Source organism: uncultured Parabacteroides sp., from assembly GCF_905196875.1.
GTDB lineage: Bacteria > Bacteroidota > Bacteroidia > Bacteroidales > Tannerellaceae > Parabacteroides.
Genome location: NZ_CAJJWO010000055.1, coordinates 1 through 16,044, shown reverse-complemented (window position 1 = coordinate 16,044; position 16,044 = coordinate 1). Strand labels below are relative to the sequence as shown.

At 47.0% G+C, this 16,044-nt stretch carries 14 protein-coding genes; 10 read left to right on the top strand and 4 right to left on the bottom strand.

What is annotated here, in order from left to right:
• Nucleotides 1-4 precede the first annotated feature (4 nt).
• The 3 genes from QZ076_RS16200 to QZ076_RS16190 all read left to right on the top strand — a co-directional run bounded on the left by QZ076_RS16200 (nt 5) and on the right by QZ076_RS16190 (nt 4,814).
• The gene (locus QZ076_RS16200) at nt 5-1,804 is read left to right on the top strand and encodes a RagB/SusD family nutrient uptake outer membrane protein (RefSeq protein ID WP_293714755.1); all 1,800 of its coding nucleotides are present in this window, start codon (nt 5-7) and stop codon (nt 1,802-1,804) included.
• Between the two features lie 64 nt (nt 1,805-1,868).
• Nucleotides 1,869-2,993 (top strand): Sb-PDE family phosphodiesterase, encoded by a 1,125-nt coding sequence (locus tag QZ076_RS16195; protein ID WP_293714753.1) that lies wholly within the window; start codon nt 1,869-1,871, stop codon nt 2,991-2,993.
• Nucleotides 2,994-3,143: 150 nt separating this feature from the next.
• Complete coding sequence (locus QZ076_RS16190) at nt 3,144-4,814, top strand: putative transporter (protein ID WP_293714751.1); 1,671 nt, start codon at nt 3,144-3,146, stop codon at nt 4,812-4,814.
• A gap of 16 nt (nt 4,815-4,830) precedes the next feature.
• Here the strand turns inward: QZ076_RS16190 and QZ076_RS16185 are convergent, their stop codons facing one another.
• From QZ076_RS16185 to QZ076_RS16175, 3 genes are all read right to left on the bottom strand, one after another.
• Nucleotides 4,831-6,480, bottom strand: coding sequence for a Gfo/Idh/MocA family oxidoreductase (locus tag QZ076_RS16185; protein WP_293714749.1), 1,650 nt, complete (start codon nt 6,478-6,480; stop codon nt 4,831-4,833).
• A gap of 4 nt (nt 6,481-6,484) precedes the next feature.
• A complete protein-coding gene (locus tag QZ076_RS16180; protein ID WP_293714747.1) occupies nt 6,485-6,991 on the bottom strand; it encodes a DoxX family membrane protein in 507 nt (168 codons plus the stop codon).
• Nucleotides 6,992-7,138: 147 nt separating this feature from the next.
• Nucleotides 7,139-8,326, bottom strand: a complete 1,188-nt coding sequence (locus QZ076_RS16175) for an SAM-dependent methyltransferase (protein WP_293714745.1) — start codon at nt 8,324-8,326, stop codon at nt 7,139-7,141.
• A 290-nt stretch (nt 8,327-8,616) separates the two neighbouring features.
• On the opposite strand from QZ076_RS16175, the gene trpB reads away from it, so the two are divergent.
• The 7 genes from trpB to trpA are packed head-to-tail and all read left to right on the top strand — an operon-like array spanning nt 8,617 to nt 15,075.
• Nucleotides 8,617-9,804, top strand: coding sequence for a tryptophan synthase subunit beta (gene trpB, locus QZ076_RS16170; protein WP_293714743.1), 1,188 nt, complete (start codon nt 8,617-8,619; stop codon nt 9,802-9,804).
• A gap of 3 nt (nt 9,805-9,807) precedes the next feature.
• Nucleotides 9,808-11,214 carry a chorismate-binding protein gene (locus tag QZ076_RS16165; protein WP_293714741.1) on the top strand — a complete coding sequence of 469 codons (1,407 nt, stop codon included), beginning with the start codon at nt 9,808-9,810 and terminating at the stop codon, nt 11,212-11,214.
• Nucleotides 11,215-11,263: 49 nt separating this feature from the next.
• Nucleotides 11,264-11,833: an aminodeoxychorismate/anthranilate synthase component II gene (locus QZ076_RS16160; protein WP_293714739.1), complete on the top strand. Its 570-nt coding sequence runs from the start codon at nt 11,264-11,266 to the stop codon at nt 11,831-11,833.
• Between the two features lie 4 nt (nt 11,834-11,837).
• Entirely contained in the window at nt 11,838-12,833 is a 996-nt protein-coding gene (gene trpD / locus QZ076_RS16155; RefSeq protein WP_293714737.1) for an anthranilate phosphoribosyltransferase, read from the top strand.
• 2 nt (nt 12,834-12,835) lie between these two features.
• Nucleotides 12,836-13,648: an indole-3-glycerol phosphate synthase TrpC gene (gene trpC, locus QZ076_RS16150; protein WP_293714735.1), complete on the top strand. Its 813-nt coding sequence runs from the start codon at nt 12,836-12,838 to the stop codon at nt 13,646-13,648.
• Nucleotides 13,642-14,286 carry a phosphoribosylanthranilate isomerase gene (locus tag QZ076_RS16145; protein ID WP_293714733.1) on the top strand — a complete coding sequence of 215 codons (645 nt, stop codon included), beginning with the start codon at nt 13,642-13,644 and terminating at the stop codon, nt 14,284-14,286. The genes trpC and QZ076_RS16145 overlap by 7 nt, the downstream gene beginning before the upstream one ends.
• A gap of 15 nt (nt 14,287-14,301) precedes the next feature.
• Entirely contained in the window at nt 14,302-15,075 is a 774-nt protein-coding gene (gene trpA / locus QZ076_RS16140; RefSeq protein WP_293714731.1) for a tryptophan synthase subunit alpha, read from the top strand.
• Nucleotides 15,076-15,184: 109 nt separating this feature from the next.
• Here trpA and QZ076_RS16135 read toward each other — a convergent pair.
• On the bottom strand, nt 15,185-16,044 hold an 860-nt coding region (locus QZ076_RS16135), incomplete at its 5' end, for a DUF6805 domain-containing protein (protein ID WP_293714729.1).

The following is a 16,044-nucleotide window of genomic DNA, read 5'->3' as shown; positions in this document are numbered from 1 at the left end:
AACAATGAAAAAAGAATTATATTCCTTGGCAACGATCCTTGCCTGCCTCGCAGCGACCTCCTGCAACGACAGTTTTATGGACCGTCAACCACAGACGGAAATCGGCGTGGACAGTTACTTCAATACGGAACAAGACCTGAAAATGTATTGTTATAACCTCTACGATTTCCCCAACTTCAATAACTATACGGCAGATGCCGGCACAGATAACCAGGCTACAACGGACGTGGTGGAAGTAAAGAACATCATGATCTCAACCAACCCCAATTCGACAACCGTCAGTGCAGGCTGGGAATGGGATAAACTACGCACGATCAACCTTTTCCTCGAAAACTGCGAAAAGGCACAGGTAGCCGACGATGTACTGGCACATTACCAGGGAGTAGCCCGCTTCTTCCGCGCCCGCTTCTATATGGACAAGGTGAAACGCTTTTCCGATGTTCCCTGGTACGACAAGACATTGACTACCGCAGATGTAGATTTATACAAGCCACGCGACTCAAGGGATTTCGTCGTTCAGAAGATATTCGAGGATTTCCAGTTTGCCGCCGAGCATGTAAAGACCGGCCAGGAGACCGGTGCCGTAGATAAATGGGTTGTCCTCACTTATATGGCGCGTCATGCCTTATATGAGGGTACTTACCGTAAGTATCACGACGAGCTGAACCTGCAAAGTTCTGCCAGCACTTACCTGAAAATGGCTACCGATGTTGCGCTTCAGATCATGAACGAAGGAGGCTTCAGCATCTACACGACGGGGGATGTAGACAACGATTATCACACCTTGTTCGAAAGTTCCGACTTGAGCACCAACCCTGAAATCATTCTGGCAACCTACTTCGACAGGAAAATACAGGGAAACGGTTTCTGGGCCTTTATGTTCGGTAATTATATCCCCTGCCCGACCAAAGACCTGGTACAGTCGTACCTGATGAAAGACGGCTCTTACTATTCCGCCCAACCGGGTTACGAGACCAAACAGTTCGTCGAAGAGTTCCAAAACCGTGACCCGCGTATGTGGCAGACTCTTGCCTGGCCGGGATGGGAACTGATCAACACGATGACTTATGCGCCGGGGGCAGGTATTTATGTGCAGAACCTGAATAAGAATTTTTCTGGTTACCACCAGATCAAAGGTTTTATCAACAATAAGGACGAAGACTATTACCTGGGTATCGACTATCCGGTACTCCGCTATGCCGAAGTGTTGCTGACCTATGCCGAAGCCCGTGTCGAATTAGGTGAACTGACGCAGGATGACCTGAACAAAACAATCAACCTGCTCCGTTCACGTGCCGGTCTCCCTGCCATGCAGCTGAATCCGACAGTCGATCCGGTCATGCAGAAAGCCTTCCCGAATATCTCTTCCACCCTGCAGGAAATACGCCGCGAACGCCGTGTCGAACTTGCCCTCGAAGGTTTCCGCTACGACGACCTGATGCGCTGGAAAGCCGGAAAGCTATTGGAAAAAGAACCTGAAGGTCTCTACTTCCCCTCTCTAGGCAAGTTCGACCTGACCGGAGACGGTATCGAAGATATTTACCTGATACCTTCTTCACAGGACATCCCTGCCGAAGCAGACAAAGAAAGCAACTCGCTGGGTAAAAAACTGGTCTACTACAGAACCGGAACAATCAACGACACGAATGCGAGCGTCTACCTGACAGAAGGAACGAAAGGAAACATCCTGACCATCAAAGAGATCGGCACATTCCAGGAGCCTAAGTTCTACTACCGCCCGATCCCCAAACACGAAATGGAACTGAATCCGGCACTGGCTCCGCAGTTGTTCGGATGGGAATAGAGGCTATTGATAATTGAAAATGGAGAACTGAGAATTATTTAATAAGGCAATATAAAAATGTAATATGAAGACAACAAACGTATTGATCGCACTATCATTATTGGCGGCTGGTGTATGTGTAAATGCGCAGGAAGCACTGCCCAAACAGATAAAAGTAGGAAAAGAACGGGTAAAGGCCCGTAAGGAGATTCGCCTGCCGCAGATCGACAGGTACAACCTGTTGAAATGTGACTTCCATATCCACACCATCTTCTCCGACGGTATCGTCTGGCCGACCCTGCGGGTGCAGGAAGCCTGGGAAGAAGGCCTGGATGCAATCGCCATCACCGACCATATCGAAGGACAACCGGCACGCCCGGCCATCGAAAAGGGTAATCATAACTACTCTTTCAACCTCGCCCAAGAGGAAGCGGCACGCCGAGAGATTATTCTTATCAAAGGGGGTGAAATCACCCGTTCGATGCCTCCCGGTCATTTGAATGCTCTGTTCGTAAAAGATGTGAATGCCCTCGACCAGAAGGATTATATGAAAGCAATTGAAGAAGCTCACAATCAGGGAGCTTTTATCCAGTGGAACCATCCTGGATGGGGTGTCGACTCTATCCAATGGCATGACGTGCACGAGACACTCTACCAAAAAGGTTGGCTGAACGGTATCGAGGTTTTCAACGAATTCGAATGGTATCCGGTTGCTTTGAACTGGGTAAACGAAAAGAACCTGACCCTGCTTTGTAACACCGATGTACACGACGTAATCGAACGTTTATATGACTTCCGTACCACCAGCCACCGCCCGATGACTCTTGTCTTGTCAAAAGACCGCACAGCAGAAGGAATCCGAGAAGCGCTCTTCGACCGCCGCACCCTGATCTGGTTTTACGACACCCTGATGGGAAAAGAGGACTTGCTACGGAAGTTCTTCCAGGCCTCCATCGAAGTGAAAGCGACCCATCACACCACTCCCGAACGTTCTTACCGAAGCATCGTCAACCACACAGATGTCCCTTTCCTGTTAAAGAAAATCGACAAAAACACCAATGGCTACCCGGAAACGATCGAAGTACCGGCTGGAGAAACGGTCTTGGTTATTCTGCCTAAAAATGAAAGCAGTCAGTCGGTCAGCTATCAGGTAGACAATATGATTGTCAGCCCGGAAAAGAAATTACAAGTACAATTATTCGGCAAGTAAATATATACCAACCTTATAAGGGCAGGTTCTGGACCTGCCCTTATACATTTTTCTGTTCCCACCCCATTCCTCTATTCCCACATTACTCCATTATTTCATCTGTTATCAAAATAAAGCCCTATCTTTGTATCCTCAACAAATAACACGGATATGGATTGGTTGCAGGAAGCTTTTTTTGAGCCGACGATGTTGCAGGCTGTTATCGTGATCTCACTGGTTTCAGCAGTAGGACTGTTTCTGGGAAGACAGAAGATATTCGGTATATCACTAGGTATTACCTTTGTATTCTTTGCCGGAATCATGGCCGGACACTTCGGGATTGTGGTCAATAAGGATATGCTGAACTTTGCACAGAGTTTCGGTCTGATCCTGTTTGTCTATTCCCTGGGGTTACAGGTCGGTCCGGGTTTCTTCTCTTCGCTGAAGAAAGGCGGTGTTGCCATGAATATGATGGGGCTGGGCGTAATCCTGCTCGGATTGATCATGACGCTTGTCCTACACTGGACCACAGGTGTTTCGCTTCCGAATACGGTCGGGCTGCTCTGTGGCGCAGTCACTAATACACCGGCACTGGGAGCTGCCCAACAAGCATTATTACAGGTGAATCCTGCCGATTATAAAGAAGTGACCGACATGGCACTGGCTTGTGCCGTAACTTATCCCTTGGGCGTTGTAGGTGTGATCATAGCTATCATCCTGCTACGGAAAGTATTCGGTAACAAGAACCTGCCCAACGAAAAGGAAAAACACAACTCTAAACCCAGTGTTACCGAATTCCATATCAGCAACCCTGCTATCTACGACAAAAGTATCAAGGATATCATGAAGCTGACGGAGAAACATTTCGTTATCTCACGGGTATGGCGTAACGGAAAAGTCAGTATTCCTACTTCCGATATGATACTTCACGAAGACGACCATCTATTGATTATCTCCCAAAAATCAGACACTGAAACAATCAAGGTCCTCTTCGGAGAAGAAGAAAACGTAGACTGGAACAAAGAAGATATCGATTGGAACGCAATTGACTCACAACTGGTTTCCCGCCGTATTGTCGTCACCCGCAACCGCGTGAACGGTGTAAAGCTCGGATCACTCCGTCTGCGTAACCTTTACGGTATCAATATCACCCGTGTCAATCGTGCTGGCATCGACCTGATAGCCGATACAAACCTACGCTTGCAGATCGGTGACCGTCTGACAATCGTCGGTGAAAAGAATGCGGTTAATAATGTAGGAAAGATACTGGGTGATGAGATCAAACGCCTGGATAACCCAAACTTGCTCGCCGTATTTATCGGTATCTCGCTGGGGGTCCTGCTTGGTTCCTTACCTATTATGCTGCCAGGCATGACTACATCTATCAAATTAGGTATTGCCGGTGGTCCTATCATCGTAGGTATCTTGATGGGAGCCTTCGGTCCGCGTTTCCACCTGACCACTTATACAACAATGAGTGCCAACCTGATGTTGCGTCAATTGGGTATCGTAATCTATCTGGCAGGACTGGGTATCGATTCGGGAGCCCACTTCTTCGAGACGGTATTCCGGGCGGAAGGCCTATTATGGATTGGCCTCGGCTTCCTATTGACTATCGTTCCTATACTGATTGTCGGCTTCATCGCCTCCCAATTCCTCAAACTCGACTATGCTCATAACGTCGGAATGCTCTGCGGCAGCATGGCAAACCCCATGGCGTTGACCTATGCCAACACCACGGTGGAAGGTGACGAACCTTCCGTTGCCTACGCTACGGTCTATCCCCTTTCGATGTTTATTCGGGTGATATCGGCACAGTTGATTATTATGCTGTTTATGTAGATAAGTATCTCTGTCATCATCCTCTTACGATCTCTTCTTTCTCTTTATCCCAATACATCGTGCGTCCCTCCAGATAAGCATGTGTTCCCATGTGGGCGGTCATGGCCTCCTGAAATGCGGCATCGATATTACAACTGGGTTGCTTGTTCTGACGAATACATTCCAGCCATTCGCGGATATGGAGGTGAGTCGTGTCGTAACGTTTACCGCTTACATAGGTGTAAAGCAGACCGCGTTGAGCAAAATACAACTCCGTAGGCGACGTGATGGCATCCACCGAATTTTGTCCCGGTACATAGGTATAGAACGGTTCGTTCGGTTTAATGATTCCCTTGTCGATCTTCTCCTTATAGATCTCGGAAGCCGGATCGGCCTTCAAGGTGATCGTATTGGAAAGTTCCATCTGGGCATCGTGTCCCATAATGACTTTGCCACGCGGACGGTTGCTTGCCAGTGTGGCACTATACAACATTGTCATATCCCTATCCGGAAATTCAAAGGTAGTCTGCAATACATCCGGCACGGTACGGCCATCTTTGAAGTAATAGACGCCACCGGAAGAGGTTGCCGAGTGAGGAATACCGACATCGAATATCTGGTTGATCGCATCATATTCGTGTGTCAATAGGTCACCGCTCAAACCTGTACTGTAATCCCACCAGCAACGCCAGCGGAAGAAACGTTCCAGGCTGAACTTATCGCGAGGGTCAGGACCTATATACCGTTGCAGGTTATTGGAAATCATATAGTCGGTATATTCCTTGATACGTTCTTCCGGTCCTTCGAACTGTTTCCAGTCGATCGTCTCGGGGGAAGCACCGTCGATCAGCGGATATACCCAGGCTCCGTTCGGGTCATTACGGTTGGTACATACTTCGATCAGGGAAACTTTACCGATCAGGCCTTTATCGATAATCTCCTTGGCACGGATATAACTGTCGGTCTGACGTCCCTGATGACCTAACTGAAATACAATACCGGTTTCTTTCACCACTTCCCGTACCTTATAAGTTTCGGGGACCGTCCACGAAAGAGGTTTCTCTACATACACATGTTTACCAGCCTTGGCAGCTTCCATCGCCATCGTACTGTGCCAATGGTCGGGAGTCGCAATGATAACGGCGTCGATATCATCGGCCGCCAACAATTCCTGATAGGTTCTGTAACGCTTCGGAGCCTTACCGAAAGTACCGTTCGACCCTTCGCGGTGGATGTTGGAGGCAGCCAGTACAGCCGCTTCGCCATATACATCGAAGATATCGCATACGCCGGTTACTTCGATATTCAGATCGTCCTGTTGCAGGAACTGTTCGTAACGCTTGTCCTTACTGTCATTCTTTGCCCCTTCAATCAGTCCGTCGATCCAGGATGGCTCGGCGAAACCGGCAGCGCGCATCAGCTGCTTACCGCGGATACCGAAACCGATCATCCCGATACGTATCTTCTTTCCGTCCGGTTGGGCAGGGATCATATAATGTTCCTTATCGAAACGGAAAGAACTGCCCAGACTTTTCGTTTTTTTATCGTATTGTTGTTTCCTGTAAACACCAAAGCCCAGTGCACCCAATACAGGAATAGTGGCAAGTGCCTTCAGGGCATTGCGTCGGCCTTCCGATTCGGGGCCTTTATTTTCTTTCGGAGTATTGTTGTTATTTTCTGCTACCATGATATTACATTAATTTGAGTTTAGACAATAAGGGGATTGCTTTTTTCAGATAACGGTCCAGCCCGATAATATGTGAGGTGGGAAAAACCAGCAACACAGCCAGTGCAGCCATCTCAACCAGATTCTTGTCTATCCACAGATAAGATCCTTCAAACGGCATCATATATTGTGCACCGATAAATGAAGGATGGGAAAGGTAATAAAACGCAAGCAATATCATTGCCCCGATAGAAGAGAGTTTGCTGAAAGCACCTGTGATCAGTCCAAGACCAATCAACAGCAATGCCCACTCGTTCAGCGCATTGACCATGTTCATCATCGCCGGATCACTAGCCAATCCGGAGAAAAAGTCTGACATAAAACCTTTGGAATCCATCAGATAAGGTAACGAAGTCCATTTGGGATTCAGGATCTTCACCAACCCTTCATAGGCAAAATGCCAACCAATAAATAATCGCAGTACAACCATCGCGGTCAACTGCGCAGAAGTGTAAGAATCTTTCTGTATCATTTCATGTATTTGATTTAACCACGCAAATATAGGGATAAAATCCAGACAACAATATTGATTCAGAAGCTATAACCGTTAAAATTACAAATCTTTAGGTTACGGGGACTAGTAACCAGCCGCTCAACCTTTCCTTTTTCGAATGCACATTCAACCACGCTTCCGGCATTCTACCAATATTTTTTCAGATCCTATCTGAGTCGCAAAGATATATATATCGCCCCCATCTGCGATCTTTGTACGTTTACGTAATTCGTCTACGGAAAGAGGAAAATTCCGTACAGAAATGTTCGCCTGTGGAATAAGTCGCGATAAAGTTCTACATAGTTTTCCTGTAAAAGGGTGTATATTTTCTACACGAAAACTTCTTCCGGGAAAATTCTCCAACCGAGTATCCGATGTATAAAGGTGGCTATTGACATCTAACTTACCAAGCCCGAAACGGGAAGCCACACTTTTAAAAGCTCCGGCTTTCAACAAAGAAGCATTCGGTTCATACAGAAAGTCCTTTACACGATCTGACAAATGCAAGCCTTCCCGCCGTTCATCCTCCCAGACAAAGGAGAAAGATTCTTCCTGGCCATTGCTGGTATAATTAATACAATGGATAAGCGGTGATTCCGTAACGGCATCACGTTCTACTACAAAGAGCAATTCTTTACATTCATTCTTCACTGACAAAACGTGAATCCCGGTAGTTCCCGGCAATAAATCCAATGTCATCCGAATATCAGCCATCGGAGATAGTTTGGCTATTACTTTAGGTGCATGACGGAACAATTCAGGTAAAATAGCAGGCAGATCCGGCTCACAGTCCCGTAAGGCATAAACACGCTTATTACCCTCACCACGGCGGGCGGGATCAATATAAAAAGCACTGATTTCAGGTAATCCGGAAATCAATTCTGTACTATCCCCTTCCATTATAGTGATATTATCAGTTCCTAGTACGGAAAAGTTATTGCGTGCCGCTTCACAATAAGCAGGGAAACGTTCTATATAGGTGACATGACGGGCTTTACGGGAAAGATAATAACTGTCGATCCCCAGACCTCCGGTTAGATCACATAGGGTATCACTTTCCTCTACCAACCGCTGTTTATACAAAGCTGTCTGCTCGGACGAGCATTGCTCCGCCGATATTTTAGAGGGAAACAACAAGGCGTCGTTTGCATACCATACAGGTAGTTTGTCTTTGATCTGATGCCTGGAAGCAATCTGTTCGACTGCAAAGGAAACATCCACCGATGGATAACGGGAAGCACTCAGCAACAACCGTGTCAAATCGTCGCCAGCATGTTCTTTTACAAATTGCCTGAATTCGTCTGTCTGTTTCATGCGACAAAGATAAGAAGAAATTGTCAGGGATTCGTGATAAAAAAAAGTGCCAAATCATTTGCTGTTTGTCAGAGAATATCTATATTTGCTGCCGTAATAACAAAAAAGTGATGAGAACATTTATAGTAAATACATTTTGGTGGTGGCGCTCTTTACTCCTACAACGGTCGTAAGGAACGCAGTCCTGTGTATATACTAGAGAAAGATATCATAGAAGGCCTGTCGCACTTGCGACAGGCCTTTTTTCTTTTTTAATAAGATGGAATACAACTAAAATAATATAACAAAAGATGAAAACGTATCAAGTTGACAAGAATGGTTACTATGGTGAGTTCGGTGGGGCATATATCCCAGAGATACTTCACCGGTGTGTGGAAGATTTACAAAAGACTTATCTGGAAGTACTCGAAAGCGAGAGTTTCAAGCAGGAATTCAACCAATTGCTGCGCGACTATGTAGGCCGCCCCTCTCCTCTTTACCTGGCTAAACGGTTAAGCGAAAAGTATGGCTGTAAGATCTATTTGAAACGGGAAGACCTGAATCACACCGGTGCCCATAAGATCAACAACACGATCGGGCAGATCCTACTGGCACGCCGCATGGGTAAAACACGGATCATTGCCGAAACAGGTGCCGGCCAACATGGCGTTGCCTCCGCAACCGTCTGTGCTCTGATGAATATGGAATGTATCGTTTATATGGGTAAAACCGACGTGGAACGCCAACATGCCAATGTACAGAAAATGGAAATGCTCGGTGCAACGGTTGTCCCCGTTACTTCCGGTAATATGACATTGAAAGATGCAACAAACGAAGCGATCCGCGACTGGTGTTGTCATCCTTCCGATACTTATTATATCATTGGTTCTACTGTAGGACCTCATCCCTACCCTGATATGGTAGCTCGCCTGCAATCGGTGATCAGTGAAGAGATAAAAAAACAACTTCTTGAACAGGAAGGACGCGAAAATCCGGACTATCTGATTGCTTGTGTTGGAGGTGGCAGTAATGCTGCCGGAACGATCTACCATTTTATTGACGACGAACGGGTAAAACTCGTATTGGCTGAAGCCGGAGGTAAAGGCATCTGTTCAGGAATGAGTGCCGCCACTATCCAACTAGGGAAAAAGGGTATTATCCACGGAGCTCGTACTTTGGTGATGCAAAGTGAAGACGGACAGATCGAAGAGCCTTATTCAATATCTGCCGGATTGGACTATCCGGGTATCGGACCGATCCATGCAAACCTGTCTGTTTCCCACCGGGCTTCCATCCTAGCAGTCGATGATGACGAAGCTTTGGAAGCTGCATTCGAACTGACCCGTCTGGAAGGAATTATCCCGGCACTGGAAAGTGCACATGCTTTAGGAGCACTTGCCAAGGTGGATTTTAAACCGGAGGATGTAGTCGTACTGACTGTTTCCGGACGTGGAGATAAAGATATGGATACATATATTGAATATAAAAACAGAAAGTAACCGATGAAAAATTATCATTTCAAAACTATAAGCAAACAGGTTTTAGGCGACCTGCACACTCCTGTCAGCATTTATTTGAAAGTACGGGATATTTATCCGGAATCAGCTTTATTGGAAAGTTCGGATTTCCATGGAAATGAAAACAGCCTTTCATTTATCGCCCTTTGTCCGCTGGCAAGTATCGGTATCAACAATGGTGAATGCACCGCAACCTTCCCCAACGGAAGCCGGGAAATAACCCCACTCACCGAAAGTTACAACGTTGCTGATGCGATGAATGCCTTCCTCGGCCGTTATAGCATTGAAGGAGCTGATAAGAAAGTGTGCGGCCTGTTCGGTTACACAGCCTTTGATGCTGTCCGCTACTTCGAAAACATCCCGGTAATGGAAGCTCACCATGAAGAAAACGATGCTCCTGATATGCTATACATATTATATAAGTATATCCTCGTGTTCAACCACTTCAAAAATGAACTGACATTAGTCGAGTTATTACAGGAAAATGAAAAAAGTAACTTACAGGAAATAGAGACACTGATCGAAAACCGCAACTATGCCTCCTATAATTTCCAGACGACAGGTCCGGAAACATCTCCCATCACCGGCGAAGAATACAAAGCGATGGTGCGCGAAGGTATCAAACACTGTATGCGCGGCGATGTTTTCCAGATCGTATTGAGCCGCCGCTTCGAACAACCTTTCAAAGGAGATGACTTTAAAGTATATCGTGCATTACGAAGCGTCAACCCTTCTCCTTATCTGTTCTATTTCGATTTCGGTGGTTTTCGCATCTTCGGTTCTTCTCCTGAGACACATTGCAAGGTGACGGAAGGACACGCAAGCATTGACCCGATTGCCGGAACCGCTTTCCGCACGGGAAATGTGGCTTTAGATAAACAACGTACAGAAGCGTTGCTGGCCGACCCAAAAGAAAATGCCGAACATGTGATGCTCGTAGATCTTGCCCGCAATGACCTGAGCCGCAATGCCCACAACGTACAAGTCGATTTCTACAAAGAAGTACAATATTACAGCCACGTTATCCACCTCGTATCCCGCGTAAGTGGAGAAGTCGACAGTGAAAGCAATCCCGTTAAGACTTATATAGATACCTTCCCGGCCGGAACCCTGAGTGGTGCACCGAAAGTACGCGCCATGCAACTGATTACCGACCTGGAAAAGCATAACCGCGGTGCTTATGGCGGTTGTATCGGATTTATCGGCCTGGACGGCGATCTGAATCAGGCTATCACCATCCGTACATTCGTAAGCCGTGGCAACGTGTTATATTATCAGGCTGGTGCCGGTATCGTTGCCAAGAGCAACGACGAACGCGAACTTCAGGAAGTAAACAACAAGCTGGGAGCTTTGAAAAAAGCAATCGACCTGGCCGCAAAACTAAAGAACTAATTTCTCCCGTACGGGCGATTCGCGAACCGCCCCACAAACAAGCAATATTATGAGCAAAATATTATTATTCGACAATTACGATTCCTTCACTTACAATTTATTACATATATTGAAGGAGCTGGGTGCAGAAGTGGAAGTGCACCGCAACGACAAAATATCACTGGACGAAGTAGAGCGTTTCGACAAGATACTTCTCTCGCCCGGCCCCGGTATCCCTGAAGAAGCAGGTATACTGCTCCCATTGATCCGCCGGTATGCTCCGACAAAAAGTATCCTGGGAGTTTGTTTGGGCGAACAGGCTATCGGCGAAGCCTTCGGGGCAACCCTGATCAACCTGACAGACGTGCATCACGGCGTTTGTTCCGATATCCGGGTAACAGCCAAAGAACCGTTGTTTGCCGGCCTCGAACCCGGATTCCGTGCCGGACGTTATCATTCGTGGGCTGTATCTCGCGACAACTTCCCGGAATGCCTGGAAATAACAGCGGAGGATATGGAAGAGAAACAAATCATGGCTTTACGTCACCGCACATACGATGTTCGTGGTATCCAGTTCCATCCGGAATCGGTACTGACTCCAAAAGGAAAGATTATTATTGAAAACTGGTTAAAAGCGTAATACAATGAAAGATATATTATACAGATTATTCGAACATCAGTATCTGGGACGTGACGAAGCCCGTCAGATACTACAAAAGATGGCAGCCGGAGAATATAACGATTCACAGATAGCCAGCCTGATCACGGTATTCCTGATGCGTAACATTTCCGTAGAAGAGCTATCCGGTTTCCGAGAAGCACTGCTTGAAATGCGTGTACCGGTCGACCTGACCGACTACAAACCTATCGATATTGTAGGAACCGGAGGCGATGGTAAAAATACATTCAATATCAGTACCGCTTCCTGTTTCGTAGTAGCAGGAGCCGGTTACAATGTGGTGAAACATGGTAACTACGGAGCGACTTCCGTAAGTGGAGCCAGCAACGTGATGGAACAACACGGTGTCAAGTTTACGAACAATATCGACAAACTTCGCGAATCGATGGAAGCCTGCCACATTGCCTACCTGCATGCTCCTTTGTTCAACGCAGCCTTGAAGGCTGTCGCTCCGGTACGTAAAAGCCTGGGAGTACGTAGCTTCTTCAATATGCTCGGCCCGCTGGTTAATCCAGTGATGCCAGCCTATCAATTACTAGGGGTATATAACCTGCCATTACTCCGTCTGTACAGTTATACATACCAGGAAAGCGGAACACGTTTTGCCGTTGTTCACAGTCTGGACGGGTTCGACGAAATATCCCTGACAACCGAGTTTAAAGTAGCTATGCCGGAAAAAGAGAAATTGTATACTCCGGAGATGTTAGGTTTCTCCCGTTGTACCGAGGCCGATCTCGACGGCGGACAAACCGTAGAAGATGCCGCCCGTATTTTCGATAGCGTGATGAAGAATACGGCAACCCCGGCACAGAAAAACTGTGTGATTGCCAACTCCGCCTTCGCCATTCAGGTGATCTGTCCCGAAAAGAAGATAGAGACCTGTATCGCCGAAGCCCGTGAATCACTGGAAAGCGGTAATGCACTGGCAACATTGAAGAAGTTCATTTCACTAAACAACTAATTATGAAAGATATTTTACAAGACATCATAGCCAATAAACGTATTGAAGTAGAGCGGCAGAAACAGGCCGTTCGCCTTCAAACGTTACTGGCATTAGGTGGCGAACGGCTGGAACGTACCACCTATTCGATGCGTGCGTCTCTGGCTGCTTCCTCTTCGGGAATCATCGCCGAGTTTAAACGTAAAAGCCCGTCCAAAGGTTGGTTACATCCTGATGCCGCTATTGCAAAGATAGTTCCTGCTTATAAAGAAGCCGGGGCTTCTGCTTGCTCAATCCTTACCGACCCGCAATTCTTCGGCGGCTCACTGGGTGACCTGTGCCTGGCACGCAAATTAGTCGATATTCCATTGCTACGGAAAGATTTTATCATAGACGAGTACCAGCTTTACCAGGCCCGTATCATGGGAGCCGATGCCGTATTACTAATAGCCGCCTGCCTCACTCCGGACCAATGTCTTGAATTGGCGGAACTGGCACATACGTTGCAATTGGAAACACTACTGGAGGTCCACAACGAAAAAGAACTGGAATATCTGAATCCGCATATCGACATGCTGGGTGTGAACAACCGTAATCTCGGAACCTTCCACACCGATGTGGTTAATTCCTTCCATCTGGCTGAAAAAATGCAGGAAATAGTTAAAGAAAAAGACCTTTCTCCCCTATTGGTTTCCGAAAGCGGTATTTCCGATACAGAAACAGTAGGTCGTCTTAGAGAAGCCGGTTTCCGTGGTTTCCTGATCGGTGAAACATTTATGAAAACAGAAGAGCCGGGTGAAACCTTATCCGGTTTTATAAAAGGTTTGTCATGTTGATCAAGGTTTGCGGTATGCGTGATCCGGAGAATATCCGCCGGGTGGCAACGGTGGGGATCGATTGGATGGGGTTTATCTTTTATGCCCGTTCGCCTCGCTTTGTGGGGGATGTTTCTTTGGAGAGGATGATTGGAGAAAAAGAGGCTGAAGAGAGGGCGGTTCGCGAACCGCCCGTACGGGTCGGTGTTTTTGTGGATGCTTCCCTAGAATATATGATGGAGATGGGGAATAGCTATGGGCTGGGGTATTTGCAGTTGCATGGGAATGAATCGCCGGATACCTGTTATGCGTTGCAGAAACGGGGGTATGCTGTCATTAAAGCTTTTTCCATTGCGAATGAAGAGGATTTAAAGTTGACAGCCGATTACGAAGGACGTGCCGATTATTTCCTGTTCGATACAAAATGCAACGGATATGGAGGGTCGGGCAAGCAGTTCGACTGGTCGGTACTCGCTGCCTACAAAGGGCAAACGCCGTTCCTGCTCAGCGGTGGGATCAATCCGGACAGCGTGGAAGACATCCGCCGTTTCCATCATCCGAAACTTGCCGGTCTCGACCTCAACAGCGGCTTCGAAACAGCTCCGGGCATGAAAGATGCAGAGAAACTAAAAGCATTTATTGATAAGATTAAGAAATAATAAAAAGACAAGGATATGAATCGTATTACAAATCTATTCGAAACAAAAAAGAACGGCATCCTGTCCGTTTACTTTACAGCCGGTTATCCGCAATTGAACGATACGGTAACCATTCTGAAAGAGTTGGAAAAAAAAGGTATCAACTCGGTTGAAGTAGGCATTCCTTTTTCCGATCCGATGGCCGACGGTCCTGTCATCCAGGAAGCCGCTACGCAGGCATTACGCAACGGTATGTCGCTCCACATTCTCTTCGACCAGTTGAAAGACGTACGAAAAGAAGTACAGATCCCGATCATCCTGATGGGATATCTCAACCCGATCATGCAATTCGGTTTCGAGGCATTCTGCAAGAAGTGTGCAGAGGTTGGCATAGACGGCGTGATCATCCCCGATCTGCCTTTTGCCGATTATATGGCCGACTACAAAGAGACAGCCGACCGCTATGATCTGAAAATGATCATGCTAATCACTCCGGAAACTTCCGAAGAGCGTATCCGCCTGATCGACGAGCATACTTCCGGCTTTATCTATATGGTATCGAGTGCCGCCACTACCGGAGCACAACAAAGCTTCGACGATCAGAAGCAGGCCTACTTCCGCCGTATTAACGGAATGAATCTACAGAATCCGCGTTTGGTTGGTTTCGGCATCTCCAACAAAGCGACTTTTGAGGCGGCATCCTCTAATTCTTCAGGTGCCATTATCGGCAGTAAGTTCGTGCAGCTATTGAAAAGCGAGCCGACAGCAGCCGAGACAATCGATAAGTTACTGGAAGCACTGAAGAAGTAAACAAACCCGGAACGGATAAGCACCGGACAAAAAACCGATAGGCACCGCTTTGGTAACGGATGCCTACCGGTTCAACTATACATATAATCAGGAAAAGGAATCTCAGCTTTTACTCTTTCTTCATCAAACGACAGTTGTACAGGTTGCTAACCCTGTTCTTTCCTACTCCGCGGAACATGGCTTTTATCTTATCTTTACCTTCGGTCAGTTCCTTCGGAAGATCGATTACCATCTCTGCAAACTCTTCCGGATTGCCTTTGACTGTTACCGGTTGTACCCATGTGTCATTGATAACCAGTTCGAAAGTATATTTGCCACTGTCACCACCCCAGTAAGTCATCAGGAACTGGGTCGGTTCATTATAACTACACTTCATGTTGAATGAGAACCAGCCTTCTTCATAAGCAAAGCGATATTTGTGGATACCGAATTCGCCGACACGGGTGTTTTCGCCTTCCAGGTTATGATCGCGTTCAGGCTGCATTTCGCCCAGGGTGATGTAATCGAGCGTCTTGGCATCCAGGCGGGCGATGCGCTCCAGTTCGGCGGTACGTTTGGCTTCCACCTGTTTCCATTCTTCGGGAGAGAACACATCCCAGTAAACGGTATAGTATTGATCGTACGTCTTGAAGAACGGGATCATAGAAACATTGTCGGGACCACCAGGGGCTACTGTATGGAAAGTCAGCGGTTGCCCTTTAACTGGCTCGATCTGTTTTACCATATCTTTCTCCTCATTGATGAAAACAGGGACATCACCGATCTTCCGCTCCTGAGGTCCGAAAACTCCTGCAAGCAAAGAAGGACCATAGAAGACAGCACGGCGGTCGGCATTATCCGGCATCGATACGGTGTAGAGCGACATCGGGAAATTAACTTCGATACGGTCGCCCTTTTTCCATTTACGGGAAACGGTAATAAAAGAACCGGGCTGAACAGATACGGCCTGCTTCGTTCCGTTCACTTTCA

Excerpts from the sequence above, each read along its gene's own strand:
- QZ076_RS16175 (WP_293714745.1), bottom strand. The coding sequence starts at position 8,326 with ATGAAACAGACAGACGAATTCAGGCAATTTGTAAAAGAACATGCTGGC.
- QZ076_RS16195 (WP_293714753.1), top strand. The coding sequence starts at position 1,869 with ATGAAGACAACAAACGTATTGATCGCACTATCATTATTGGCGGCTGGT.
- QZ076_RS16190 (WP_293714751.1), top strand. The coding sequence starts at position 3,144 with ATGGATTGGTTGCAGGAAGCTTTTTTTGAGCCGACGATGTTGCAGGCT.
- trpD (WP_293714737.1), top strand. The coding sequence starts at position 11,838 with ATGAAAGATATATTATACAGATTATTCGAACATCAGTATCTGGGACGT.
- trpA (WP_293714731.1), top strand. The coding sequence starts at position 14,302 with ATGAATCGTATTACAAATCTATTCGAAACAAAAAAGAACGGCATCCTG.
- trpC (WP_293714735.1), top strand. The coding sequence starts at position 12,836 with ATGAAAGATATTTTACAAGACATCATAGCCAATAAACGTATTGAAGTA.
- QZ076_RS16185 (WP_293714749.1), bottom strand. The coding sequence starts at position 6,480 with ATGGTAGCAGAAAATAACAACAATACTCCGAAAGAAAATAAAGGCCCC.
- QZ076_RS16200 (WP_293714755.1), top strand. The coding sequence starts at position 5 with ATGAAAAAAGAATTATATTCCTTGGCAACGATCCTTGCCTGCCTCGCA.
- QZ076_RS16160 (WP_293714739.1), top strand. The coding sequence starts at position 11,264 with ATGAGCAAAATATTATTATTCGACAATTACGATTCCTTCACTTACAAT.
- QZ076_RS16180 (WP_293714747.1), bottom strand. The coding sequence starts at position 6,991 with ATGATACAGAAAGATTCTTACACTTCTGCGCAGTTGACCGCGATGGTT.
- QZ076_RS16145 (WP_293714733.1), top strand. The coding sequence starts at position 13,642 with ATGTTGATCAAGGTTTGCGGTATGCGTGATCCGGAGAATATCCGCCGG.
- QZ076_RS16165 (WP_293714741.1), top strand. The coding sequence starts at position 9,808 with ATGAAAAATTATCATTTCAAAACTATAAGCAAACAGGTTTTAGGCGAC.
- trpB (WP_293714743.1), top strand. The coding sequence starts at position 8,617 with ATGAAAACGTATCAAGTTGACAAGAATGGTTACTATGGTGAGTTCGGT.